Origin of the sequence: Streptomyces sp. HUAS TT7, assembly GCF_051550175.1 — a bacterium.
In the GTDB taxonomy this organism is placed as follows: Bacteria; Actinomycetota; Actinomycetes; order Streptomycetales; family Streptomycetaceae; genus Streptomyces.
Map to the genome: position 1 here is coordinate 2,992,678 of NZ_CP196175.1, position 24,502 is coordinate 3,017,179.

At 68.7% G+C, this 24,502-nt stretch carries 24 protein-coding genes and 2 tRNA genes; 11 read left to right on the plus strand and 15 right to left on the minus strand.

The genetic code is table 11. The features are described 5' to 3' along the window. Nucleotides 1–3 precede the first annotated feature (3 nt). Nucleotides 4–1,233, plus strand: a complete 1,230-nt coding sequence (locus tag ACSHXC_RS13265; protein WP_438291780.1) for a phage portal protein — start codon at nt 4–6, stop codon at nt 1,231–1,233. Between the two features lie 360 nt (nt 1,234–1,593). Here the strand turns inward: ACSHXC_RS13265 and ACSHXC_RS13270 are convergent, their stop codons facing one another. The 5 genes from ACSHXC_RS13270 to ACSHXC_RS13290 all read right to left on the minus strand — a co-directional run bounded on the left by ACSHXC_RS13270 (nt 1,594) and on the right by ACSHXC_RS13290 (nt 3,876). Next, nucleotides 1,594–1,767, minus strand: a complete 174-nt coding sequence (locus ACSHXC_RS13270) for a hypothetical protein (protein WP_438291781.1) — start codon at nt 1,765–1,767, stop codon at nt 1,594–1,596. A 246-nt stretch (nt 1,768–2,013) separates the two neighbouring features. After that, on the minus strand, nt 2,014–2,262 hold the full coding sequence (locus tag ACSHXC_RS13275; RefSeq protein WP_438291782.1) for a hypothetical protein: 249 nt from the start codon (nt 2,260–2,262) through the stop codon (nt 2,014–2,016). Between the two features lie 70 nt (nt 2,263–2,332). Then, on the minus strand, nt 2,333–3,172 hold the full coding sequence (locus ACSHXC_RS13280; RefSeq protein WP_438291783.1) for a helix-turn-helix domain-containing protein: 840 nt from the start codon (nt 3,170–3,172) through the stop codon (nt 2,333–2,335). Then, entirely contained in the window at nt 3,162–3,683 is a 522-nt protein-coding gene (locus ACSHXC_RS13285) for a DUF6879 family protein (protein ID WP_438291784.1), read from the minus strand. The genes ACSHXC_RS13280 and ACSHXC_RS13285 overlap by 11 nt, the downstream gene beginning before the upstream one ends. Next, nucleotides 3,667–3,876, minus strand: a complete 210-nt coding sequence (locus ACSHXC_RS13290) for a hypothetical protein (protein WP_438291785.1) — start codon at nt 3,874–3,876, stop codon at nt 3,667–3,669. Before ACSHXC_RS13290 ends, ACSHXC_RS13285 begins: the two co-directional genes overlap by 17 nt. A 378-nt stretch (nt 3,877–4,254) precedes the next feature. On the opposite strand from ACSHXC_RS13290, the gene ACSHXC_RS13295 reads away from it, so the two are divergent. The 4 genes from ACSHXC_RS13295 to ACSHXC_RS13310 all read left to right on the plus strand — a co-directional run bounded on the left by ACSHXC_RS13295 (nt 4,255) and on the right by ACSHXC_RS13310 (nt 7,759). Further along, complete coding sequence (locus tag ACSHXC_RS13295; RefSeq protein ID WP_438291786.1) at nt 4,255–4,956, plus strand: M50 family metallopeptidase; 702 nt, start codon at nt 4,255–4,257, stop codon at nt 4,954–4,956. Between the two features lie 26 nt (nt 4,957–4,982). After that, on the plus strand, nt 4,983–6,308 hold the full coding sequence (gene aroA / locus ACSHXC_RS13300; RefSeq protein WP_438291788.1) for a 3-phosphoshikimate 1-carboxyvinyltransferase: 1,326 nt from the start codon (nt 4,983–4,985) through the stop codon (nt 6,306–6,308). A 15-nt stretch (nt 6,309–6,323) separates the two neighbouring features. Continuing rightward, nucleotides 6,324–7,337, plus strand: coding sequence for a ribosome small subunit-dependent GTPase A (gene rsgA / locus ACSHXC_RS13305; protein ID WP_399483910.1), 1,014 nt, complete (start codon nt 6,324–6,326; stop codon nt 7,335–7,337). A gap of 98 nt (nt 7,338–7,435) precedes the next feature. After that, nucleotides 7,436–7,759, plus strand: coding sequence for a DMT family transporter (locus ACSHXC_RS13310; RefSeq protein ID WP_114038981.1), 324 nt, complete (start codon nt 7,436–7,438; stop codon nt 7,757–7,759). 46 nt (nt 7,760–7,805) lie between these two features. On the opposite strand, the gene ACSHXC_RS13315 is transcribed toward ACSHXC_RS13310, so the two are convergent. Continuing rightward, complete coding sequence (locus ACSHXC_RS13315; protein WP_438291790.1) at nt 7,806–8,465, minus strand: TetR/AcrR family transcriptional regulator; 660 nt, start codon at nt 8,463–8,465, stop codon at nt 7,806–7,808. A 155-nt stretch (nt 8,466–8,620) separates the two neighbouring features. Between ACSHXC_RS13315 and hisN the strand changes: the two genes are divergently transcribed. Next, the gene (gene hisN, locus ACSHXC_RS13320) at nt 8,621–9,427 is read left to right on the plus strand and encodes a histidinol-phosphatase (RefSeq protein WP_438291791.1); all 807 of its coding nucleotides are present in this window, start codon (nt 8,621–8,623) and stop codon (nt 9,425–9,427) included. Between the two features lie 209 nt (nt 9,428–9,636). Beyond that, nucleotides 9,637–10,035, plus strand: coding sequence for a CBS domain-containing protein (locus ACSHXC_RS13325; RefSeq protein WP_053729881.1), 399 nt, complete (start codon nt 9,637–9,639; stop codon nt 10,033–10,035). Between the two features lie 90 nt (nt 10,036–10,125). Here ACSHXC_RS13325 and ACSHXC_RS13330 read toward each other — a convergent pair whose 3' ends face one another. After that, nucleotides 10,126–11,595 carry a catalase gene (locus tag ACSHXC_RS13330; protein ID WP_344378434.1) on the minus strand — a complete coding sequence of 490 codons (1,470 nt, stop codon included), beginning with the start codon at nt 11,593–11,595 and terminating at the stop codon, nt 10,126–10,128. 127 nt (nt 11,596–11,722) lie between these two features. Between ACSHXC_RS13330 and ACSHXC_RS13335 the strand changes: the two genes are divergently transcribed. After that, nucleotides 11,723–12,139, plus strand: a complete 417-nt coding sequence (locus ACSHXC_RS13335; RefSeq protein WP_438291792.1) for a Fur family transcriptional regulator — start codon at nt 11,723–11,725, stop codon at nt 12,137–12,139. A 173-nt stretch (nt 12,140–12,312) separates the two neighbouring features. Here the strand turns inward: ACSHXC_RS13335 and ACSHXC_RS13340 are convergent. The 4 genes from ACSHXC_RS13340 to ACSHXC_RS13355 form a co-directional block, all read right to left on the minus strand. After that, a tRNA-Met gene (locus ACSHXC_RS13340) sits at nt 12,313–12,386 on the minus strand. A gap of 75 nt (nt 12,387–12,461) precedes the next feature. Beyond that, on the minus strand, nt 12,462–14,294 hold the full coding sequence (locus ACSHXC_RS13345; RefSeq protein WP_438291794.1) for a sel1 repeat family protein: 1,833 nt from the start codon (nt 14,292–14,294) through the stop codon (nt 12,462–12,464). Nucleotides 14,295–14,534: 240 nt separating this feature from the next. After that, nucleotides 14,535–14,608: transfer RNA gene (locus ACSHXC_RS13350), tRNA-Met, on the minus strand. A 112-nt stretch (nt 14,609–14,720) separates the two neighbouring features. Next, nucleotides 14,721–17,606, minus strand: a complete 2,886-nt coding sequence (locus ACSHXC_RS13355) for a UPF0182 family membrane protein (protein ID WP_438296559.1) — start codon at nt 17,604–17,606, stop codon at nt 14,721–14,723. A 135-nt stretch (nt 17,607–17,741) separates the two neighbouring features. Between ACSHXC_RS13355 and ACSHXC_RS13360 the strand changes: the two genes are divergently transcribed. Continuing rightward, the gene (locus tag ACSHXC_RS13360; protein ID WP_344378283.1) at nt 17,742–18,287 is read left to right on the plus strand and encodes a PPA1309 family protein; all 546 of its coding nucleotides are present in this window, start codon (nt 17,742–17,744) and stop codon (nt 18,285–18,287) included. 25 nt (nt 18,288–18,312) lie between these two features. Here ACSHXC_RS13360 and ACSHXC_RS13365 read toward each other — a convergent pair whose 3' ends face one another. From ACSHXC_RS13365 to ACSHXC_RS13375, 3 genes are all read right to left on the minus strand, one after another. Next, entirely contained in the window at nt 18,313–19,401 is a 1,089-nt protein-coding gene (locus ACSHXC_RS13365) for a YlbL family protein (protein WP_438291796.1), read from the minus strand. Nucleotides 19,402–19,843: 442 nt separating this feature from the next. Continuing rightward, complete coding sequence (locus ACSHXC_RS13370) at nt 19,844–20,308, minus strand: molybdenum cofactor biosynthesis protein MoaE (protein WP_438291797.1); 465 nt, start codon at nt 20,306–20,308, stop codon at nt 19,844–19,846. Between the two features lie 78 nt (nt 20,309–20,386). Then, nucleotides 20,387–21,493, minus strand: a complete 1,107-nt coding sequence (locus ACSHXC_RS13375; RefSeq protein WP_438291798.1) for an SDR family oxidoreductase — start codon at nt 21,491–21,493, stop codon at nt 20,387–20,389. A 189-nt stretch (nt 21,494–21,682) separates the two neighbouring features. Here ACSHXC_RS13375 and ACSHXC_RS13380 point away from each other — a divergent pair, with 189 nt between their 5' ends. Together ACSHXC_RS13380 and ACSHXC_RS13385 are read left to right on the plus strand one after the other, a co-directional pair. Beyond that, nucleotides 21,683–23,131, plus strand: coding sequence for a zinc-dependent metalloprotease (locus tag ACSHXC_RS13380; RefSeq protein WP_438291799.1), 1,449 nt, complete (start codon nt 21,683–21,685; stop codon nt 23,129–23,131). Continuing rightward, entirely contained in the window at nt 23,128–23,649 is a 522-nt protein-coding gene (locus tag ACSHXC_RS13385) for an NUDIX hydrolase (protein WP_438291800.1), read from the plus strand. Before ACSHXC_RS13380 ends, ACSHXC_RS13385 begins: the two co-directional genes overlap by 4 nt. An 86-nt stretch (nt 23,650–23,735) precedes the next feature. On the opposite strand, the gene ACSHXC_RS13390 is transcribed toward ACSHXC_RS13385, so the two are convergent. Continuing rightward, nucleotides 23,736–24,491, minus strand: a complete 756-nt coding sequence (locus ACSHXC_RS13390) for an AIM24 family protein (protein ID WP_438291801.1) — start codon at nt 24,489–24,491, stop codon at nt 23,736–23,738. Nucleotides 24,492–24,502: the final 11 nt, after the last annotated feature.

Below are 24,502 nucleotides of genomic sequence, written 5' to 3' on the forward strand. Positions count from 1 at the left end.
TCTATGTGGTTCCGAAGAAAGAAAGAGGTTCAGGAGAATATTGAGGCTGGGTTGGATGCGTTTGCGGCGCATCAGTCTCATAGCGGTGTCGTGGTAACGCCTGAAAAAGCGTTGCAGCTTCCTGCCGTACAACGATGCGTAAACATCATCGCTGACAACATCTCGTCACTGCCGATAGATATCACTCGCCAGATTGGCGATATTGCAGAGCCGGTTAAGACTCCTCTTTGGGCAGAGTCTCCTAACCCAGTGAAGAGTAAGACGGCTTTTTGGCGAGAGTTCGTCCACTGTCTGCTCATTCACGGCAACGCGTTTGCCCGCATCATCCGTAACCAAGCTGGAAGCGTCACGGCCCTCTACGTTCTTGAGCCTGCTATGTGTCAGGTGGAGTGGTCGGAAGATAAGACACGTCCAGTGTTTCGGTATGACGGGCACGAATACGGGCCCGCTGACATCCTGCATGTCGCTGATAGCCCTAAGCCTGGAAATCTGGAAGGGGTACCGCGCCTCATGCGGGCCCGTGAAGCTATCGGGCTCGCTTTGGCTGCTGAAGAGTTCGGCGCAAGGTTCTTTAAGGATGGCGCCATGTATTCGGGCGTCATCTCTCACCCTGGTACGCCGACGCCGGAAGAGTCGCGGATACTTAAGGACGGTTTCACTAAGAAGCATCAGGGGCTTCATAAGGCGCACGCTATCGGCGTGCTTACCGGCGGAGCCGAGTTTAAGCCGACCACGGGAGACCAACAGTCTTCCCAGTATCTCGAAACCAGGGAGCATCAGAACCGCGAGATAGCCAACCTGTTTGGTGTCCCTGCTTACATGCTTGACCCGAAGGTCAATAGCTCTTGGGGTAGCGGTGTCGCTGAGCAACGCCGGTCGTTCATTGAGGACACGCTAAGGCCGTGGATGGACCTTGTAGAGGCTGCCGTTACTAAATCCTTGCTGCCCCGTGGGCAGCGGTTCAGGTTCAATGCTGACGCCAAGTTGCGTACGTCCACTCAGGAGCGTTACGAGGCTTACCGGACGGCGCTTAGCGCCGGGATCATGACTCCGAACGAGGCACGCATTCTTGAGGACTTGCCGCCTATGGGCGGCGGCGACGAACTGTATGTGCCGCTCAACATGGCACCGGCCAGTCAGGCCGTAGATCGGCCTCAGACGGCCGAACGCGTGCCCGAGGGGGAACAGGGTTCCCCGGAACGCCGAGCGTCTCTGTCCGGGCTCAGCGCATGAGGAATGCCCCGTTCGCCTGCCACGGATGGGAGACAGGCGAACGGGGTTGCTGTGAAGCGGAGTTAAGCCTAGACCGACGGGGACACGGCCAGGCCGCCTGAGTGGTGCAACGGCCATGATGCGAGTCGGCGTGAGCATGGTGGTTGGCCCCGCCAGGCATCGGGGGACACCTAGCGGGGTTTTCCCTCACCGCTCCGAGCGGTGGAGCGGCACCCCAGTTAAGGGGCGGGCCGGGCCGGGAGTCTGAGCACGTCAACTCAATCGGGACACGGCCTGTCCCTACTCGCGGTTGTCCGGACGGGGGTTTAGAGCCCGCTCCGGCCACGTCGCGCCGCCGCGACCATGGAAAGAGCGGGAGTGTCAGGCGCCGATCATGTCAGCGACGGCGTGGGACACCCACATGACGAGACCCCAGAAAGCGACCACCACGAGGGCCGCTACAACGAGCACCAGGAGCGCGGCCGGAGCGAATGCGCGTTCCCCGGCTTCCTTCTCGGCCTTCTCCTGCCAGCCGGGGTGACAGTGCCCAGGCATACCGCATGGTGGTATCTGGGGTATGTCATCGTCGACAGTTGGCCTCTGCACGGAGCACTTCGGCGAGTCTCTCCGCCAGGTGTGCAGGGACCATACCGACATCGACCCACGGTGTCCCTCTGCCGCTCACGAGCGGCCGGAGACGGTTTGCCTGCCCCTCTGTGGCACCCACAGTCTGTAACGCTTCCTTGAGCGCTTCTGTGGCGTCGTTGGCTCTGTCCCAACTCCCGCGCCACTCCTGCATCTTCATGACCGGGTGCCTGCCTTCACGCAGTCGGCATCAGTGGGCTTTGTGTCGTGCCTCGGGTGGTTACGGACCTCTGCGGCAGCGTCATACGCCCTGCTCCAGTCCTTTGCCGCCCGTGCCTCGTCCAGCTCCCTCGCAAGAGCCGTACACACTCCGCAGTTGCTGTCAGGCTCGCAGTCGTACAGATATGCCTCGACCGCCCCGGCCAGCTCTACCGGCGGTTGCGGGTACTTGGTCGGATTGGTCATGACTTCCCCTCGGCGACGTCTTTAGATACCCGACCAGTGTCGGTCTGAAGACGACGTGACCCGACACTTATTAGTGTTGTCGGGTAAAGATCATGGACCACTCAGACAGGCACTCTCTTGACTGCTCCCCGAACAGCGCGAACCCCTTGTACGTCTCAAACTCATCGAGATACGCGGATACGTCGCGATGGTCCCGAAACACCAAAACGCCCGTCGAGGTTTCCACGGTGGCTATTCGCCGGTCGTAGATCGTAAACGTATTGAGCGGGATTTCCGGCATGGGGCTGGACAGTGGAATCACACCGATTCGCACGTTCGGCAAGCGAGTCAATGACACGAGTCGGTCGAGCTGCATTGCCATTGCCACCGGCGCAAGGAAGCGTGACCGGCAAGCCTGCTCGGTCAGAATGAATGTGAACATCTTGGAGTCGTCGTAGAGCACGCTCTGACGTTCTAGCTTCTTCGCAACAGTCCTACTCTGATCTCCTGGACTTCCAGCCAGGCTGGCACGCACGTATTCCGGCGTGGCCAGCAGGCCGGTAACCATTGATAGCAGGAAGAACCGGAACTCAGTCGAGGACGATTCGAGACCCGCTAGCTCGGCCTGCTTCTTCTCCAGACCCCTTCGACGGGAAGCCCAATTGTCTTGCCACTCCGTGTTGGCGGTCCTGGCCAGTGCCAGAACTTCCCTGACAGTCTGCTGTGGCGCACCCAGCGTCCGCAGGATCAGCTCAACATCAACAATGGTCGGTGTGAGCTTCCCGCTTTCGATGTTACTGATTCTGGTCTGAGACATGTTGCAGCGCTTAGCGAGCCAGGTTTGAGTTTGCCCGGCTCGCTTTCGCAGTGCTTTGAGCGTCTCTGCTAGGTCCGCACCTGACTGACCCAGCTCTTCAGGATCAAACGTCAATGCCCTTCACATACTCCTCAAAGGGCACCGCTTCCGTAAGAGCGATTCTCTGGTACTCGATGAATGGCGCCGGATCACCCTCGTACACTTCTCGGCTGATCTGACTGCCATCCGACCCATAGTTCATGAGCACGACTTCCGACCTGTCGAACATCCAGAAATCTTGAACGCTTTCGAGAGGGTTGAGCCGACCCGTGACGTCTAGAATTCGAATGTCCTCCCCCGCCCATACGTGAGGCAGGTAGTACATGAACTCATAGCGAAGGTAGTCAGAGAGGGGCCGGGTCACGACATGAACCCTGCCTTTAACCTTTCCCTCTCGCCGCACCCTCTTGAGGTCCTCGGTGTATTCGGAGGCGTAGGCGTGCGGGTCGATTCGCTCGCCTGCCAGGAATTCCCGAATCTCTTCTTCTTCCTGCGGGACGCGATACGTCGGCAGGGTCTCAAGACGCCAGGCTTCTCGCTGGAAGCCTCGCGTCCTGGCCCTCCACGCCTCACCATCCAAGAGCACGGACAGCCTCCCTGAGCACCGCTTCCGGGATCTCTACGAGCCCTTCCCCAGCCGGGGGCTGGAAGGCATCGGACACGTCGCCCTGGACGACGATCGAGCCAGACGCAGTGCGATAGACGTTGGGGCAGTCGTCCGACTTGCAGGGCGGGTCTCCAGCGACGCCGGTAAGTCGGGTCAGGTCCTCACGTGCCATGGTGAACCCCCTCTACGGCAACCCCTTGCGGATTGCTGCCCACGACCGTACGAGGGTGCGCCTCGGGCGTCTATGCGGCATCGCCAATATTTGCGTAGTCGCATAAACCGGCTCTGGAACCCGCCTGTCGGGACTGAGCGTCCTACTCAGCACCACGCCAGCGCAGTGCCCACAAACGGTCCGAAACGGACTCCAGTGGACCCAGCACGGAACCAGCACGGGTACGAGAAAGGCCCCGGAATGATCCGGGGCCCTAGCTCTCTGACCTGCATGTTTGGCTTCACAGGGAAGTCATGTTAGGTCGGCCTTTTAGATACCTACCGCACATAGGTGCCACACTGCCACGGCGCCCGTACCCCATGAGGAGCCGTCCCAGAAATGTCCGCGCTTGAAGACTTCCAGCTCTTCGGCACCCAGAGCGCGCCAGCCCAGTGGCTGGTCGTCGCGACGGGCATAGCCGCACTCGCCGTCGTCGTCCCGCACAGCCTCTGGCGCGTGTCCCGCAACGCCATCACCATCGCCCACGAGGGCGGCCACGGCCTGGTCGCGCTGCTCACCGGCCGCCGCCTCGACGGCATCCGGCTGCACTCCGACACCAGCGGCCTGACGGTGAGCCGGGGCAAGCCGCACGGCCCCGGCATGATCCTCACGGCCGCCGCCGGATACACCGCTCCCCCGCTGCTCGGGCTCGGCGGGGCCGCGCTGCTCGCCGCCCACCACGTCACGCTGTTCCTGTGGCTGGCCACGGCCCTTCTTGTCGCCATGCTGGTGATGATCCGCAACGCGTACGGCGTCCTCACAGTCGTGGTGACCGGGGCCGCCTTCCTGCTCATCTCCTGGCTGACCAGCCCGGACGTCCAGTCGGCGTTCGCGTACACGGCCGTGTGGTTCCTGCTGCTCGGCGGCGTACGCCCGGCGTTCGAGCTGCAGAGCAAGCGCCGCCGCCACAACGACGGTGACTCGGACGCCGACCAGCTCGCGCGGCTCACCCACGTACCACCGGCGCTCTGGCTCTTCCTCTTCCACGCCGTTTCTGTCTGCTCCCTGATCGGCGGTGGCCGCTGGCTGCTCGGTCTCTAGCTGGCGGCCCCACTAAAGTGAGGACCATGACCGAAACGCCCGTGCACCCCGCCCTCTGGCCCGCCCCCCTCGCGAGCGGAGCCGTCGATGCGACCGTCACCGTGCCCGGATCGAAATCGGTCACCAATCGCGGGCTCGTCCTGGCGGCCCTTGCCGCCGAGCCCGGCTGGCTGCGCCGCCCCCTGCGCTCGCGCGACACCCTGCTGATGGCGGAGGCCCTGCGCACCCTGGGCGTCGGCATCGAGGAGGGCGTGGGGCCCGACGGATCGGGCGAGGCCTGGCGCGTGATCCCGGCCGGTCTGCACGGCCCGGCCACGGTCGACGTCGGCAATGCCGGTACGGTCATGCGCTTCCTGCCCCCGGTCGCGGCCCTTGCCGACGGCCCGGTCCGCTTCGACGGCGACCCGCGCTCCTACGAGCGCCCGCTCGGCGGCGTGATCGAGGGCCTGCGCGCGCTCGGCGCCCGCATCGACGACGACAACCGCGGCGCGCTCCCGATGACCGTGCACGGCGTGGGCGCCCTCGAAGGCGGCCGGGTGGAGATCGACGCCTCCTCCAGCTCCCAGTTCGTCTCGGCCCTGCTGCTCTCCGCACCCCGCTTCAACCAGGGCGTCGAGGTCCGGCACGTGGGCTCCACGCTGCCCTCCATGCCGCACATCCGGATGACGGTCGACATGCTGCGCTGCGTGGGCGCCCAGGTCGACGAGCCGGAGACGGGCGGCGAGCCGAACGTGTGGCGGGTCTCGCACTCGGCGCTGCTCGGCCGCGACCTGACCGTCGAGCCGGACCTGTCCAACGCCCAGCCGTTCCTGGCGGCGGCCCTCATCACGGGCGGCACGGTCGTCATCCCCGACTGGCCGGTGCGCACCACCCAGCCCGGCGACCAGCTGCGCCAGATCTTCACGGAGATGGGCGGCACCTGCCAACTGGCCGACCGCGGGCTCGTGTTCAACGGTTCCGGCCGCATCCACGGCATCGACGTGGACCTGAGCGAGGTCGGCGAGCTGACCCCCGGCATCGCGGCCGTCGCGGCGCTCGCCGACTCCCCGTCCACGCTGCGCGGCGTCGCGCACCTGCGGCTGCACGAGACGGACCGCCTGGCCGCGCTCACCAAGGAGATCAACGAGCTCGGCGGCGACGTGACGGAGACCGAGGACGGCCTGCACATCCGCCCGCGCCCGCTGCACGGCGGCGTCTTCCACACCTACGACGACCACCGGATGGCCACCGCCGGCGCGATCATCGGCCTCGCCGTGGACGGCGTGCAGATCGAGAACGTGGCGACGACGGCCAAGACGCTGCCCGACTTCCCGGACATGTGGAGTTCGATGCTGGCAGGGTCCGGAAGCTGAGCGGGGCTTAGGATCATGCGCCGCTACGGCAAGAACCCCGACGAGGACGACATCCGCGTCCGCCCCAACCCCAAGGGCAACCGCCCCCGCACCAGCATCCGCCCCAAGCACGAGGACGCCGCCGAGGGCATGGTCCTGACCGTGGACCGCGGCCGGTTGACCTGCCTGGTGGACGACCGCCGGATCACCGCGATGAAGGCCCGCGAACTGGGCCGCAAGGCGGCCGTGGTGGGCGACCGGGTCGACATCGTCGGCGACCTGTCCGGCAAGAAGGACACGCTCGCGCGGATCGTACGGATCGGCAAGCGCAGCTCGGTCCTGCGGCGCACCGCCGACGACGACGACCCGTACGAGCGCGTCGTCGTCGCCAACGCCGACCAGCTCGCCATCGTCACCGCGCTCGCCGACCCCGAGCCGCGGCCCCGCCTCATCGACCGCTGCCTGGTGGCGGCGTACGACGGTGGCCTGGAACCGCTCCTGGTCCTGACGAAGTCGGACCTGGCCCCGGCGGACGAACTCCTGGAGATGTACGGCGCGTTGGGCGTCCCCCACGTGGTGACCTCGCGCGAGGAGCTGTACGAGGGCGACGCGGCGGACCGGGTGCGCGAGCAACTGCACGGCCGGGTCACCGCGTTCGTCGGCCACTCCGGCGTCGGCAAGACGACCCTGGTCAACGCGCTGGTCCCGGAGGCCCAGCGGCGTATCACCGGCCATGTGAACGCGGTCACCGGGCGCGGCCGCCACACCACCACCTCGGCGCTCGCGCTGCCCCTGGACAGCGCGGACGGCGGCTGGGTCATCGACACCCCGGGCGTACGGTCCTTCGGCCTGCACCACGTCGACCCGTCAAGGGTGATTCTGGCCTTCCCCGATCTCGTACCGGGCACCGAGAACTGCCCGCGCGCGTGCAGCCACGACGAGGCGGAGTGCGCGCTGGACCAGTGGGTGGCGGACGGTCACGCCGATCCGGCCCGGCTCTACTCGTTGCGCCGACTGCTCGCGACGAGGGAGCGACGCGAGGGCGACTGACCTGTTTCCAGGGGCGTCCGCATGCCCTCCGTTGCATAATCGCACCAAGTGTTGACCATGCAGTCAGCGACGACGATGCGTTGTGGGAGGCCGTGGACATGGCGTGGCTGCTGGTCGTGGTGGCGGGAATCCTCGAAACGGGCTTCGCCGTCTGCCTGAAGCTGTCGCACGGTTTCACCCGGCTGTGGCCGACGATCGCGTTCGCCGCGTTCGCGCTCGGCTCGTTCGGTCTCCTCACGCTGTCGCTGAAGAAGCTGGACGTGGGTCCGGCGTACGCGGTGTGGACGGGCATCGGGGCGGCCGGGACCGCGATCTACGGCATGGTCTTCCTCGGCGACGTGGTCTCCACCCTCAAGCTGGTGTCGATCTCACTGGTCATCGTGGGCGTGATCGGCCTGCAGATCTCGGGCTCGGCCCACTGACCCACACCCCGAGCAATTTTGACGAGTCGTCAGGTATCGGTTCCGGCTATCCCACCGCGCGCACCGGCAGCCGGGCGAGCACCGAGCGGATGTACCCGGCGTGCCCCTCGCCCCGCCCCGGCGGCGCCACCACGCAGGAAAGCCCGAGCCGTACCGCCGTCTCGCAGTACCGCCCCAGCTCCACCGGATCCGCGCCCGGCACCTCCTTCTCCAGCGCGGCGAGCGCCCGGTCCCGTACGGCCGCGACGAGTTCGGCGGGCCCGGGCACCCCGGCGTCGGCGCGGCGCTGGGCGGGCACGGCCGAGACGGAGGCAGTCGTACGGACCGAGGGCACCGGAAGGCGTTCGCTCCAGCAGCCCGTGAGCAGGGCCCGCACCAGAGCGCTGGAGCGGGCCGAGCCGACCGTCCACTCCGCGACGTGGACCAGGCGGTCGGCGGGGCTGATGGGGGTCCCCCCTGCATCGGAGCCTGTCGGAGATGCTTGGGGGCGTTCGGCGAGCACTCTGTCGACGCCCCGCAGATAAACATCGGCTTCCCGGCGCACGAGCGCGCGGGCGAGGCCGTCCTTGCTTCCGAACTCGTTGTAGAGGGTCTGCCGCGAGACCCCGGCGGCGGACGCCACGTCCACCATCCGGACTCCCGACCAGGGCAGCCCCGCGAGCGCCGAGAGAGCGGCGTCCAGTAAGGATTCCCGCGCTGTGGGCATGGTCGCCTCCCGAGCCCCCGAGACCTTGCGAGCGGCTCCGAGTTCAGAGTTGACGCGCCCGGAGGGACTGTCAATAGCCGCCGTGGGCGGCGCGCGGGGCGTCCGGAGTGCGGGCACTGTGGTCCGCACCGCGGGCGATCGCTACGGTGGTGACCATGCCCGACTATCACGATGACCTGCGCCTGGCCCACGTCCTCGCGGACGCCGCCGACGCCGCCACCATGGACCGGTTCAAGGCCCTCGACCTGAAGGTCGAGACCAAGCCGGACATGACGCCGGTGAGCGAGGCCGACAAGGCGGCCGAGGAGGTCATCCGGGGTCATCTGCAGCGGGCCCGGCCGCGCGACGCGGTCCTCGGCGAGGAGTACGGCCTGGAGGGCACGGGCCCGCGCCGCTGGGTGGTCGACCCGATCGACGGCACCAAGAACTACGTCCGGGGCGTGCCGGTGTGGGCGACCCTGATCTCGCTGATGGAGGCGGGCGAGCACGGCTTCCAGCCGGTGGTCGGCGTCGTCTCGGCGCCCGCCCTGAACCGGCGCTGGTGGGCGGCGAAGGGCCACGGCGCGTTCACCGGCCGCAGCCTGACCTCGGCGACCCGCCTGAAGGTCTCCAGCGTCTCCAAGCTGGCCGACGCCTCGTTCTCGTACTCCTCGCTGAGCGGCTGGGAGGAGCGGGGCAAGCTGGACGACTTCCTGGACCTGACCCGGGAGTGCTGGCGCACCCGCGCGTACGGCGACTTCTGGCCGTACATGATGGTCGCCGAGGGTTCGGTGGACTTCTGCGCGGAGCCCGAGCTGTCCCTGTGGGACATGGCGGCGAACGTGATCGTGGTGCAGGAGGCGGGGGGCGTCTTCACCGGCCTCGACGGCCGGCCGGGCCCGCACAGCGGCAATGCGGCGGCCTCCAACGGCCTGCTCCACGAGGAGCTGCTCGGCTACCTCGGCGACGGCGCGCAGTCGTAACCCGCGCCGGGGCAGCCATGCGTGGGGCTCACGAGAGGCGTGAGCCGTACTTTTACGCGCCCCTCGACTGACCTCTACCAGCCCCTTGTTGACGGCCGGTCCGGATGCGACTCTAGGAGTCCCCCCACTTGTGAACTTGTGAATTCTTTCCGGAGCGGGCTTGCGCAGCCGCGCCGGGAGCTGAATCCACCAAGGAGGTGGCTCCATCCATGCTCGTCCGTGACGCCATGAGCACGATGGTCCTCACCATCGGACCTGCCCACACCCTCCGCCAGGCGGCCCGGCTGATGTCCGCACGCCGGGTCGGCGCGGCCATAGTCCTCGACCCCGACACCAGCGGCATCGGCATCCTCACCGAGCGCGACATCCTCAACTCCGTCGGCCTGGGCCAGAACCCCGACCACGAGACGGCGAGCAAGCACACGACCACCGACGTCGTCTTCGCGGCGCCGTCCTGGACCCTTCTGGAGGCCGCCGAGGCCATGACGCACGGCGGCTTCCGGCATCTGATCGTGCTCGACGGCCACGGCCCGGTCGGCGTCGTCTCGGTCCGCGACATCATCCGCTGCTGGGCCCCGGCCCGGCGCGAGGCCGCGATGGCCGGCTGACCCACGGGCTCCGGCCCCCGGAAGAACGCCAGAAGGCCGGACCCCCGAAGGGAGTCCGGCCTTCTGTCCATCTTCGGCCTGCGACCCTGATCAGCCGCGAAGGGCCTGGACCGCGGCTTCGAGCCGCTTGCCGAAGTCACCGTCCGCCTGGCGGAAGTTGTTGATCGCGCGCTCCGCGATGTCATCGCGCGAGACCTTGGCGATGAAGCCCGCCAGGTTGTCGATCAGACGGGCCTTCTCGTCCTCCGAGTACAGCCGGTAGAGGTTTCCGGCCTGCACGAAGTCGTTGTCCTCGGCGTGCGAGGGCGCCTGAGTGCTGCCGGTGACGCCGGAGACCGGGCTGCCCTGCCACAGCGGGCGGTCGGTCTGGAACGGCCCGCCGAAGCTGTTGGGCTCGTAGTTCTTCGCGCCCTTGTGGCGGCCGTCGTACAGGTAGCCGTCACGGGAGTTGGTACGCGCCTCGGTGGCGTGCGGGCGGTTCACCGGCAGGTGGTCGGCGTTGATGCCGACGCGGTAGCGGTGCGCGTCGCCGTAGGCGAAGAGGCGGCCCTGGAGCATCTTGTCCGGCGAGGGACCGATGCCGGGGACGAAGTGCGCCGGGCTGAAGATCGACTGCTCGACCTCGGCGAAGATGTTCTCCGGGTTGCGGTTGAGCTCCAGCTTGCCGATCTCGATCGGCGGGTAGTCCTCGTGCGGCCACACCTTGGTGAGGTCGAACGGGTTGAAGCGGTAGGTCGCCGCGTCCGCGTCCGGCATGATCTGCACCTGCACGGTCCAGGACGGGAAGTCACCGCGCTCGATGGCCTCGCGCAGGTCGCGCTGGTGGCTGTCGGGGTCCTCGCCGGCGAGCTTGTTGGCCTCGTCCTGGGTGAGGTTCTTGATCCCCTGGTCGGTCTTGAAGTGGTACTTGACCCAGAAGACCTCGCCGGCCTCGTTGTTCCACTGGAACGTGTGCGAGCCGTAGCCGTTCATGTGGCGCAGGGTGGCCGGGATGCCGCGGTCACCGAAGAGCCACGTCACCTGGTGGGTGCTCTCGGGGCTCAGGCCCCAGAAGTCCCAGACGTTGTCGGCTTCCTGGCTGCCCGTGTACGGGTCGCGCTTCTGGGTGTGGATGAAGTCGGGGAACTTGATGGCGTCCTTGATGAAGAAGACGGGCGTGTTGTTCCCGACCAGGTCGTAGTTCCCCTCCTCCGTGTAGAACTTCAGCGCGAAGCCGCGGGGGTCGCGCACGGCGTCGGCGGAGCCGAGGTTTCCGGCCACCGTGGAGAAGCGCAGAAACGTCTCGGTCTGCTTGCCGACCTCGGAGAGGAACTTGGCACGCGTCCACTGCGACACGTCCCGGGTGAGCGTGAAGGTGCCGTACGCACCCGCGCCGCGGGCGTGCACGATGCGCTCCGGGATGCGCTCGCGGTTGAAGTGGGCGAGCTTCTCCAGGAGCGACTGGTCCTGGACCAGGACCGGACCGCCGGCGCCCGCGGTCGCGCTGTTCTGGTTGTCGGCCACCGGTGCGCCGGCCTCCGTGGTGAGCGGTCCCTGTGTCACGTGCGCCTCCTGCGTCATGTCCTGCAAGTCCTGTCCCTCGGCGTCTGCCTGACCTGATCCTACAATGGACATTGTCTAAGTCAAGCAAGCATCCAAAGCCACACCTGTTCGGAACTGGACCCCTTCCCCTGTTAGGCTGGTCTTTATGAGTGACCTGTTGGAGCGACTGCGCGGCCGCGGCTGGCGCATGACCGCACAGCGGCGCGTCGTGGCCGAGGTCCTCGACGGCGACCACGTCCACCTGACGGCGGACGAAGTGCACGCACGCGCGGTGGAACGGCTGCCCGAGATCTCCCGGGCGACGGTGTACAACACCCTGGGCGAGCTGGTGACCCTCGGCGAGATCCTGGAGGTCTCCACGGACCGCCGCGCCAAGCGCTACGACCCGAACGCGCACCAGCCGCACCAGCACCTGGTCTGCGCCCAGTGCGGCGCGATCCGCGACGTCCACCCGCAGGGCAACCCGCTGGCCGACCTCCCCGACACCGAGCGCTTCGGCTTCACGATCGCGGCCGTCGAGGTCACCTACCGCGGCACCTGCCCGAACTGCGCGGCGGCCTGACCCGCCCCGGAAGCGGCCCGGCCCTCCCCCGGAAACACGAAGAAGCCCTCCGGCCACCGGCCGGAGGGCTTCACTTCTGTCCATGAACGGTTCAGATCTGTTCCGTCTACGAACCGGTTCAGAAAATGACTGAGGCCCGAATTCCCCAAAGAATTCGGGCCTCAGCCTGCAAGTAGCGGGGACAGGATTTGAACCTGCGACCTCTGGGTTATGAGCCCAGCGAGCTACCGAGCTGCTCCACCCCGCGTCGGTGAACACAACCTTACGGGACGCCGCCGACCAGCGCAAATCTGTTCCCCACCTGCGGAAACCCCCGCCTCCGCTAAGCCGTGAGCTCCTGGTGGAGTGCCTCGCGCAGCCGCGCGGCCCGCTCGGCGACCTCCGCCGGGCCCAGCTCGACCGCCTTCGCGCACCAGCGCTGCCCCTCGGCCAGCTCGCCGTGGCGGGCGGCGAGCAGGGCCAGGCGCAGCGCGGCCCGGCCGTGTCCGGCATGGGCGGCGCGGGTCCACCACAGGGCGGCCTCGCGCTCGCGGCCCTCTCGGGCGAGCAGCAGCCCGAGGTTGAAGGCGCCGTTGCGGCTGCCCGACTCGGCCGCCTCCCCGTACCAGCGCGCGGCCGCCTCCAGGTCGCCCCGGGCCGCGGCCAGCATGCCGACCCGGACCTGGGCCCGGCGGTGGCCCTGCTGCGCGGCCCGCTCGTACCACTCCTCGCACTCGGTCTTCTCCGCCATCGGCTCGCCCAGCGCGGGCGGCCCCGGCGGGGGCTGGCGTGCGTCGAGGACGGTGGCGAGCCGGAAAGCCGCCTCGGCGCTCCCGCCGCCCGCCGCACACCGCAGATGGCGCTCGGCGGCCTGCTCCTCACCGTCCCGCAGCAGCGCGATGCCGACCTGGAGGGCCGCGTCGGTGTGCCCGGCGGCGGCGGCCCGCTCGTACCACTTCAGGGCCGTACGGTCCTCGTCGCGGCCGGCGAAGAGGATGCCGAGGTTGAAGGCGGCGTCCACGCTGCCGGCCTCGGCGGCCTTGGAGAACCAGGGCTCGGCGCCCGTCGCGTCGCCGGCCTGGAGCAGCAGGATGGCGAGCGCGTTGGCCGCCTCGCGGTGCCCGGAGTAGGCGGCCCTGCGGTACCACTGCTCGGCCTGGGCGGTGCGGTTCTGGGCGGCGCAGAGCAGCCCGAGGTTGTACGCCCCGTTCACGTCCCCGGCGCCCATCGCCTCCCGGTACCAGCGCTCGGCGGTCTGCTGCTCGCCCCGCGCCGCGTGCAGCGCGCCCAGGGCGTTGGCCGCGTTGCCGTCGCCGTCCTGGGCGGCGCGCAGCCACCACACGGCGGCGCTCTCCTCGTCGCCCGCGTCGCGCAGCAGGAAGCCGAGCGCGCAGGCGGCCTTGGCCTCGCCGTCCTTGGCGGACGTCAGGTACCAGCGGCCGGCCTCCTTGAGCTCGCCGCGCTTCTCCAGGATCGCGCCGAGGTGCAGGGCAGCCCGGCGGTGGCCGCGGGCGGCGGCCTGGCGGTACCAGGGCTCGGCCTCGTCGGCCGACCCCTCGCCCTCCGGCACCGGGTCGACAGCGATGTCACCGGGGCCTTCGCCGGTCGCCTCGCCGTCACCACGCCCGTCGAGGAGGCGGGCAAGACGGTAGGCGGCCTCGCGGTGGCCCTGTTCGGCGGCGGCGCGCAGCCAGCGCTCGGCGCCGACGTCGCTGCGGTGCTCCAGGAGGTCGGCGAGGGCGTACGCGCCGAGCGCGTGACCCTGTTCGGCGGACTGGCGCAGCCAGTACTCGGCGGCCGGCTCGTCCCCGCGCTCGCGGTAGTGCCGGCCGAGCGCGTGCGCGGCGGCGGCGGATCCGGCGACGGCGGCGATGCGCCACCAGCCGGCCGCCTCGTCCGCGTAGCCGCGCTGATGGAGCAGGACACCCAGGTTGTTGGCGGCGGCCCGGTCGCCCTCGGCGGTGGCGCCGCGCAGATAGGGCTCGGCGCTGTCGAGATCGCCGCGGCGCAGCAACAGGGAGCCGAGCACGCTCATCGACTCGGCGTCGCCGCCGTCGGCGGCAAGCCGGTGCCGCGCCTCGGTCTCGGCGTCAGCGGTGTCAGCATCCTCATCGGAGCGTGTCTGCACAAACCGCCCTGTCTCCAACAGAGTTGCCCTGTCCCCCATAAATACCATCGTCGCACCACCCGCAACCCGCGTACACCTGGTATACCGCAGCCAGTGAGGTCACTTCAGCGTTTTGTCGACATGCCCACAGAGAGACAAGCCAAACCCGTTGTACCCAACTCCCCCTGGGAAGACCAGTTTTCACACCGGAAGGTTCCGGCCACCGGTAATCGGACAAGCTCGGCGGACCTCGGCGCGAACGCAACGAGGGCCCGGATCCTTGAAAGGATCCGGGCCCTCGTCAGTGAGTAGCGGGGACAGGATTTGAACCTGCGACCTCTGGGTTATGAGCCCAGCGAGCTACCGAGCTGCTCCACCCCGCGTCGGTGAACACAACGCTACCACGATGTGAAGCGGCCCCCTGACCAGCGCGGACCGGAGCCGACCCGGGGCGCCCAGGTCAGCTCCGGTCCGGCCGGGTCGGCTCCCGCCGGGTCAGCTCTTCGGCCGGGTCGCCTTCGCCTCCGCGTCGGCCGCCCGCTGCAGGGCGTCCTGCAGCGCCTTCTGGGCGTCGCCGTAGGTCTTCCAGTCGCCCTTGGCGAGCGCCTTCTGGCCGTCGTCGTACGCCTTCTGCGCGTCCTTGATGGCCTGGTCCACCGCCGCATTGCCGGTGGCCGGCGGTGTGGTGGTGGGTGGCGTGGTCGGCGGTGTCGTCGTGGGCGGCGGGGTGGCCCCGTCGGCGCCGAAGACCGCGCTGAGCGCGTCCCCCAGGTTGTCCTTGAAGACGGTCTTGTCGCCGTAGGAGACGCCGACCTTCTTCAGGAGCGGGTAGTTGGCGCTGCCACCGCGTGCGTACACCGGCTCGATGTAGAGGAAGCCCCCGCCGAGCGGCACGGTCAGCAGATTGCCGTAGTCGATCTCGGAGTCGGTACCTCTCAGGTTCCGTACGAACTCGGCGACTTCGGGCAGACCGTTCAGCTTGCTCTGCACCTGTTGCGGGCCCTGCACGTTGTCGGTGACCCGGAGCAGTCTGATCTTGCCGTAGTCCTTGCTCGCGGCATCGGCGTCGATCGCCATGAACCCGCCCAGGTTGGGCCGTCCGTTGGGCGTGAACGTCGTGGTGAGCGAGAACTTCTTCCCCTCGGCCTCGGCGCCCGGCATCTTCATGGACAGGTAGTACGGCGGGACCGCGCTGTTGTCCTTGTTGGTCGGGTCGTCCGGCACCTGCCAGGCGTCACTGCCGCTGTAGAACTGCGCGGGGTTGGTGACGTGGTAGCGGGTGAGCAGCTCGCGCTGGACCTTGAACATGTCCTGCGGGTAGCGCAGGTGCGAGAGCAGCTCCGGCGGGATCGCCGACTTGGCCTTCACCGTGCCGGGGAACGCCTTCATCCAGGTCTTGAGGACCGGGTCCTTGTCGTCCCACTGGTACAGCGTGACCGTGCCGTCGTAGGCGTCCACGGTCGCCTTCACCGAGTTGCGGATGTAGTTGACCTGGTTCTGCTGGGCCATCACCGCGCGCTGGTTGTCGGTCAGCGAGTCGGTGGTGGTCTCGCCGAGCGTGGTGCGCGAGGCGTAGGGGTAGCCGTTGGTCGTCGTGTACGCGTCGACGACCCACTGGATGCGCTTGCCGACGACCGCCGGGTAGGCGTCGCCGTCGATGGTCAGCCAGGGGGCGACCGCCTCGACGCGCTCCTTGGGGGTGCGGTTGTAGAGGATCTTCGAGCCCTCGCCGATGGCTCCCGAGTACAGGATCTGCGGCTCGCTGAAGGTCACGGCGTACGCTGCCCGGTTGAACGGGTTGGACAGGCTCACCCCGCCCTTGCCCTTGAAGCTCGTCGTGACCTGGCCCTTGCCCTCGCTCTCGTAGTCGAGCTCCTTCTGGGGCCCGCCGACGATCGAGTACTGGTCGGTCTTCTCGCCGTAGTAGACGCGCTGCTCGTAGCCGGAGTCGAGCTGGCCGGTGGTGGGGATCCCGGACTCGGTGAAGTCCGGCGCGCCGTTGTCGTCCACGCCGGTGCCCTTGGCCGCGATCGCGCCGAAGCCGTGGGTGTAGGTGAAGTGGTCGTTGATCCAGTTGCGCTTGTCGATGCCCTTGAGGTTGAGCTCGCGCAGACCGATGACGGTGTCCTGCTCCTTGCCGTCCTTGTCCTTGTAGCGGTCCACGTCCAGGGTCGAGGGGAACTGGTAGTACTTCCGCTCCTGCTGGAGCTGCTGGAAGGCGGGCGAGACGACATTGGGGTCGATGAGCCGGTAGCTGGCCGCCGTGTCGGCCGCCGAGCGCAGCTTCGGGTTGTCCTTGGCGTCGGTGGTGCCCTTGTAGTCCGTCACATCCGCGTTGTCGATGCCGTACGCCTTGCGGGTGGCATCGATGTTCTTCTGGATGTACGGGGCTTCCTTGGCCTGCTCGTTGGGCTGGACCTGGAACTTCTGCACGATCGCCGGGTAGAGCCCGCCGATCAGGATCGCCGAGAGCACCATCAGGCCGAAGCCGATGACGGGCAGCTGCCAGGTGCGGCGCCACAGGGTCGCGAAGAACAGCACGGCGCAGATGACCGCGATGCAGAACAGGATGGTCTTCGCCGGGAGGTAGGCGTTGGCGTCGACGTACCGAAGGCCCGTCCAGTTGTTGGTCGCCTTGAAGTCACTGGACTTGACCGCGAGGCCGTACCGGTCCAGCCAGTACGCCACGGCCTTGAGGACCACGAAGACGCCGAGCAGCACCGAGAGGTGCCCGGTGGCCGCTCCCGTGGCGCGCGCGCCGGGGCTGGTGATGCGCAGACCGCCGTACAGGTAGTGCGTCAGAGCGGCGGCGATGAGCGACAGGACGGCGGCAGCGAAGCCGAAGCCGAGCATGAAGCGGTACCAGGGCAGGTCGAAGGCGTAGAACGACACGTCCAGGTGGAACTGGGGGTCCTTCTGGCCGAACGGCACCCCGTTGACCCACATCAGCCAGGTGCGCCACTGACCGGAGGCGGAGGCGCCGGCGATGAGCCCGACGAGCGCGGTGATCCCGAGCAGCATCCACTTCTTGTACGGGGCGATGCCCATCCGGTAGCGGTCGAGGCTCTGCTGCTCCAGGGACATCGCGCTGAGCGGCGGCCGCAGCCGGTGCGCCAGCCAGATGTTCAGGCCGACGGCCACCGCCATCAGCAGCCCGAAGACGCAGAACAGTCCGATCTTGGTCCACAGCTGGGTGGTGAAGACCGACGAGTAGTGGACCGAGCGGTACCAGAGCCAGTCGGTCCAGAACCCGGCGAACATGACGAAGGCCATGGCAAGCACGGCCAGAATGCCCAGTGTCATGAGCAGGGTCCGGACCCGGCGGGACGGCCGGCCGACTCTGATCCGTGGCCCGGACGGGCCTGAGCCGCGGTCCGGCATCTGGAAAGCCAAGGTGCGCACCTCGAAGTTCGCTGTCGTATGGGCGGGCCCAGCGATCGTAGAGCCCACTCATGCAACTTACTGAGGCTTTACTCAGTTCCCGATCGGGGGGTGAAAGAGGGCAGGATGTTGTCCATGTCCAACGTTTCCCCCTCCGGCCCTCCGATGGCCGCGAGCCCGCTCACCCGCGCCGTGCTCGAAATCGACGAGTACGCATCCGGTCTGGGCTGGGACAAGCCGGCCCGCCTTTTCGCGCTCGTCGACACCGCGAAGCTCCGTGCCCAGGCGCCGGGCCTGGTCTCCACCGCCGACGACGCCCAGGTCTCCGGGCTGACCCCGATCGAGCAGGAGGAGATCCCGCGGAACAAGCCGCTGGACAAGTTCCTCGGCACCATCGCGTGGCCCGACTCAGTGGCCGGCTGCGCGCTCACGGTGGAGCGCCTGATGCTGCCGCCGTCCGCCGAGACCTCCGTGCCCGAGGGCCTCGGCGACAAGGAGCTCGCCAAGTGGGTGGCCGCGCACCCCGACCGCCAGGAGGTCCGGATGACGGTGGCGGTGCTGCGCGGCGGCGCCCGCGAGTCCGCCATCCGGCTGCGCGAGAAGGACTCTCCGACGGAGGTGCTCACCGGCCCCGACCTGGTGCCGGGCCTCGCCGAGGCGCTGGCCGCGACCTTCGCCTAGCGCGCCTGCGGGGGCGCGTCCGGCGTCATTTGGCCGAGCAGCTCGGCAGTCCGGCCGTGTCCCCCGTGCGGATCTTGTCCAGGGACTGCCGGGCGTCGTGGATGGTGTCGACCTTCACCAGGGTGAGGCCCGAGGGGATGTCGGAGGCGGCGGCCGCGCAGTTGTCCTTGGGGGTCAGGAAGTAGCGGGCGCCCGCCTGGCGCGCGCCGATCAGCTTCATCTCGATGCCGCCAATCGGGCCGACCTTGCCAGTGTCGTCGATCGTGCCGGTGCCGGCGACGAACTTTCCGCCGGTCAGATCCTCGGGCGTCAGCTTGTCGACGATGCCGAGCGAGAACATGAGCCCCGCGCTGGGCCCGCCGACGTCGGCGAGCTTGATGTCGACGGTGAACGGGAAGGCGTGGTCGGTCCCGGCCTGGATGCCGACGATGGCCCGGTCGCCGTCCTGCGCCTTCTCGGTGGTGATGGTGAGCTTCTCGCCGCCCTCGGGCTCCTTGCCCGCCTTCTTGGCGGCCTCCGCCTCCTTGGCGGGGATGATCGTGAAGACCACGTTCTGGCCGGGCTTGTGCTTGGTGACGAGGGTCGCGACGTCGGCCGGCTTGGTGACCGGGGCGCCGTCGACGGCCTTGATGGCGTCGCCCGCGTGCAGCTTGCCCTCGGCCGGGCTGCCCTTGACCACCGAGGAGACGATGACCCAGCTCTTGACCGGGATGGACAGCTCGTTCAGGGCCGCCACCTTGGCGCTCTCCTGGGACTGGCTGAACTCCTCGGCGTTCTCCTGGTTGGACTGCTCGTCCGTCTTGCCGTCCGGGTAGAGCGTGTCGTGCGGGACGACCACGCTGTCGTGCGCGAGCCAGCCGTAGACGGCCTCGACGAGGTTCATCCGGTAGTCCGCACCGGTGACCCTGACCGTCGTCATGTTGAGGTGACCGGTCGTCGGGTAGGTCTTGTGGCCGGAGATCTGCAGCACCGGCTCGCCGCCGGAGTCGCCGAGCGTGTTCACGGTGGGCCCGGGAGACATCTCGGAGTACGGCACTTTGATGAGCACCCCGGCGCAGAGCAGCGCGATCAGCACGAGGGTGGAGGCGAGCATCGTCGCGGTGCGGCGTGGCATGGAACGACAGTACGGGACCGATCTGTGCGCCCACCCCTGGGGCCGGTCCGTACGGGGGCCGTTGGCGATCGCGTACGAAACCAAGGCGCCTTGCGCCGGTCGGGAACACTCAGACGGCGTCGGTTCCGGAGTGCGATTTCGCCATCGCCTCTCGGAACCGGCTGTACCCGGCGAGTTCGGCAACATCGCCGGACGTACGATCACGGGCGGCCCAGCTCGCCCATATCGCAGCGCCGACAGCAGCGAAAAGCGGAATCAGCAGCCACAGGAGTGCAGCCATTCCGACCTCCCGTCCCCAATGAGCGACCGTAACTGACAGATCAGCAGATTAGTCATCTGCCATTCCAACGCTCAGGCCAGGGGTGCGGTTACGCAAATCGGGGCGCAAGGCACCCGACAGGGTTTCAGACACGCAGGCCGCGTCAGCGGCACGGGAAGCCCGTCAGCCGGCCCCCACCCACTCCTCCGTACCGTCGGAGAACTTCTGGTGCTTCCAGATCGGGACCTCGTGCTTGAGGTCGTCGATCAGCTTGCGGCAGGCCTCGAAGGCCTCGCCGCGGTGCGGGCAGGAGACGGCGACGACGACCGCGATATCGCCGACCGCCAGATCGCCCACTCGGTGGACGGCGGCCAGCGCGCGGACCGGATACTCGGCGACGACCTTTTCGGCCACCCGGCGCATCTCCGCCTCGGCGCTGGGGTGACAGGAGTACCCGAGCGTGTCGACGTCCGTGCCGCCGTCGTGGTTGCGCACGGTGCCGACGAAGAGCGTGGTGCCGCCTGCCGCGAAGTCGCCCGAAGCCGCGAAGACCTCGTCGACGGAGATCGGGGTGTCGCGGATAGCCAGGAGGCGGATCGGGTCCTGCGCCGCCTGCTCACCGGGATGGTCGGGGTACGTGCGTGCCATGTTCCCATCGTGCCGCACGGCACCGACATCCCGGAATAGCTCTTTCGACCGGGGGCCGCGCGCCCGTGTAGGAGGGTCCTACAGCCCCCGGCGCCTGCGGGCCCTGCGCACCACCGCGGCGGCGCCGAGCAGCGCGACCGTGGCGCCCGCGGCACCCGCGGCGGTGGCGTCCTTGCGGCCGAGCCTGCGGCCCGCGACGGTGTGCCGGCCGGCGACCTCTTCGAGGAGCTCGGCGAGGACTTCCTCGTTGGTCCAGCGCGGCCGCCAGCCCGCGTCGTGCAGCCGCCCGACGCTCACGACCCACGGGTGCATCGTGTACGCGAGGTCACCGGCGGGCGAGGGCGTGAGGCCGATCCGGTGCAGCCGGGCCGCCGCGCCCAGGGCGACCGCCGAGGGCAGCTCCATGCGGCGGATGCCGCTGAGCTCCTCGACCTCCTCCTGCTCAAGCCAACCGTCGCAGCCGACGGCGAACTCTCCGTCGACCTTCTCCAGGGCGGCGTACTCCAGGGCGCTGCACAGGTCGTCGACATGGCAGAACTGCCAGGTCGGACGGGATCCGGCGACCACCAGGAGGCGCGGCGACTCGAAGTACCGGGTGAGCGCGGTGTCAGTACCGCCCACCAGGACGGCGGGCCTTACCACCGTGACGTTCAGGCCGGGGTGGGCGCGGGGTGCGCGCCGCCCCAGGCGCTCGATCTCCAGGAGGTCGCCGACGCCGGTCGCCTCGGCGGTGGCTCGCAGCTCGGCGTCCTCGGAGAGCGGGATGTCGTTGTCGGGCAGCGCCCCGTAGACCATCGCCGAGGTGCAGAGCACGACCCGGTGGACGCCGGCGGCGGCCGCGGCGGTCAGCACGGTCTGGGTGCCGCGCACGTTGTAGGCGGTGCGGGCCGCCGAGTCGGTCTCCAGGTCGAGGTCGAGCGCCAGGTGCACGACGACGTCGGCGCCCCGCAGCTTCTCGGCGATCGCAGGGTCCCGTACGTCCAGGATGTGCCAGGTCGCCTCGGAGACCTCGCCCCGTCGCTCGTCGATGGCGACGACCTGCTTGACCTCGTCGGACGCGGCGAGCCGCGAGGTCAGCAGGGCGCCGATCCCGGACGCGGCACCGGTCACGGCGACGACGGGACCGCGCGATGTCGAGGTTGAGAGGTTTCGCGCTGCGCGAACCTGCGGATCTGGGGAACTCACCGGGCGTCTCCAGCGGTTGTCTTCAGTACGTACGTTAATGACGCGTACGTACCAGGTGGCGTCCATCCTGCCGCAGGCCGCGAGGCTGCGGAGCACCGAGCCCTTATCCGGTTCGGATGTCTACGCTGGTCTTGTTGTGGGGAAGCCGCCGTCGGCAGTAGCCGGCGGCCTGACGAGCCGAGGAAACCCGTGAGTGACACCCCATTCGGATTCGGCCTTCCGCCGGAGGAGCCGGACAACGGCGACGGCAAGAAGAAGGACCCTGCCGGAGGTGGTCAGGGTGCCGGTGGCCAGGGCAACCCCTTCGGCTTCCCGGGTGCGGGCGGCGGGGACAACCCGTTCGCCGCGATGTTCGGTTCCATGAACCCGAACGACCTGGGCGCGGCCTTCCAGCAGCTCGGCCAGATGCTCAGCTACGAGGGCGGTCCCGTGAACTGGGACATGGCCAAGCAGATCGCCCGCCAGACGGTCGCCCAGGGCACCGCCGACGGCACCAAGGACGAGAGCGTGGGCCCGGCCGAGCGCGCCGCCGTCGAGGAGGCCGTGCGCCTGGCCGACCTGTGGCTGGACGACGCCACGTCGCTGCCTTCGGGCTCCACCACCGCCGTGGCGTGGAGCCGCGCGGAGTGGGTCGAGGCCACCCAGCCCGCCTGGAAGGAACTGGTCGACCCGGTCGCCGAGCGTGTCGGCGCGGCCATGGGCGGCGTCCTGCCCGAGGAGATGCAGGCCATGGCGGGCCCGCTGATCGGCATGATGCGCTCCATGGGCGGCGCCATGTTCGGCCAGCAGATCGGGCAGGCCGTGGGCACGCTCGCGGGCGAGGTCGTCGGCTCGACCGACATCGGGCTGCCGCTCGGCCCGGCCGGAAAGGCCGCGCTGCTGCCGCTGAACATCGAGGCGTTCGGCAAGGACCTGGGCGTCCCGAAGGACGAGATCCGGCTCTACCTGGCCCTGCGCGAGGCCGCCCACCAGCGGCTCTTCGCCCATGTGCCGTGGCTGCGCTCGCACCTGTTCGGCGCCGTCGAGGGCTATGCGCGCGGCATCAAGGTCGACACCGCGAAGCTGGAGGACGCCGTCGGCCAGCTCGACGTGTCGAACCCGGAGCAGCTTCAGGAGGCCCTCCAGCAGGGCATGTTCCAGCCGGAGGACACCCCCGAGCAGAAGGCCGCCCTGGCCCGCCTGGAGACGGCCCTCGCGCTGGTCGAGGGCTGGGTCGACGCGGTGGTCCACGCGGCCGCCAAGCCCCGGCTGACCTCGGCGGACGCGCTGCGAGAGATGCTGCGCCGGCGCCGGGCGACCGGTGGCCCGGCCGAGCAGACCTTCGCCACGCTGATCGGCCTGGAGCTGCGGCCGCGCCGGCTGCGGGATGCCTCGCGCCTGTGGGCCTCGCTCACCGACGCGCGCGGTGTGGACGGCCGGGACGACCTGTGGGAGCACCCGGACATGCTGCCGACCGCCTCCGACCTGGACGACCCGGACGGCTTCGTGCACCGCGAGCACCTCGACTTCTCGGAGCTCGACAAGATGCTGGGCGAGGCCGCCGAGCAGAACGGCCCTTCCCTGAAGAAGGACAAGGGCGCCGAGGCCGACGAGAAGAACGACGGCTCCGACGACGGCAAGGGCGATTCCGACAAGTGACCCTGCACGACGACGCGGTCCTCGTACTGAAGGCGTACGAGGACCAGCCCGAGCTGCGCCAGGCCTACCTGGACCATCTCTCCGCGCACCCCGACGGCATGTGGAAGGCCTGCGAGGCCGGGCACCTCACGGCGAGTGCCCTGGTCATCGACCCGGAGCAGGGCCGGGTGCTGCTCACGCTGCACAAGAAGCTCAACATGTGGCTCCAGATGGGCGGCCACTGCGAGCCGGGCGACGCCACCGTGGCGGCTGCCGCGCTGCGCGAGGCCGAGGAGGAGTCCGGCGTCGCGGGGCTCACGCTGCTCGCGGGCGGCCCGGTCCGCCTCGACCGGCATCCGATCCCGGCACCCTGCCACTGGCACCTGGACGTCCAGTACGCGGCGCTCGCCCCGGCCGGCGCGGTCGAGGCGATCAGCGACGAGTCCCTGGACCTGCGCTGGTTCGGCTACGACGAGGTGGCTGCGGTCGCCGACACGTCGGTGGTCAACCTCCTTGAAGCGACCCGCGCGCGGCTGTAGCCGGAGACGGGCCCGGCTCCAACTGGCATAAAAGTAAGGGGCGTTCGCCATGGCGAGCGCCCCTTACCCATGCCCTGAAGGGACGCCTAGCTCCAGGCGTTGCCCTGGTTCTGCGCGTGGACGCCCTGCTGGCCCATGCCGTACTGGGCGCGCAGGCCCTGGCCGAGCACCGCGTTCTGCGGCGGCAGCACCTCGCTCGGCTGGACGAGGGCGAAACCCTGGCCCAGGAAGCTCAGTTCCCAGCCCTCGCCCGTGTTGCCCCGGCGCCGCCAGACGCCCGTGGAGTGTGTCTGCGCCTGCATCTGGACCCGCAGCGAGGTCGACCAGGCCACGATCGCGTCCGCGTCGGCGTTGACGTACTTGTCGGGCGTGACCTGGAGCATCAGCGGCTGGCCCGAGGTCATCAGGACGACCTTGCCGGTGCCGGTGATGTTGAGCTGGTACTTGCCGGTGCCGGAGACCCCGTACTGGCTGTCCACGGCGATGACTTCGTAGTGCAGCGAGGAGTCCATCGCGAGGACGTAACCGCTGTCGACGGTGAGGCCGTCCCGGTCGACGTCCACCACGTGGACGTGCTGGGCGAGGTTGGCCAGGTAGACCGTGCCCTGGCCCGAGACGCGCATCAGGTCCAGACCCTCGCCGGTGTGGGCGCGGGCGCGCTGCTGGCCGTTCGACTGGTACTCGCCGTCGAATTCCATCAGCCCCTGGTAGGCGACCATCGAGCCCTTGCGGGCGAGGAGGTCGTCTTGGCCGGTGAGCACGGCCCGCAGCAGCTGCGGGTTCTGCGCCGTGTACCGCTCCTGGGACTGCTGCTCGGTGTAGCTGAAAAGCGGGCTCTGCATGGTGTCTCTCC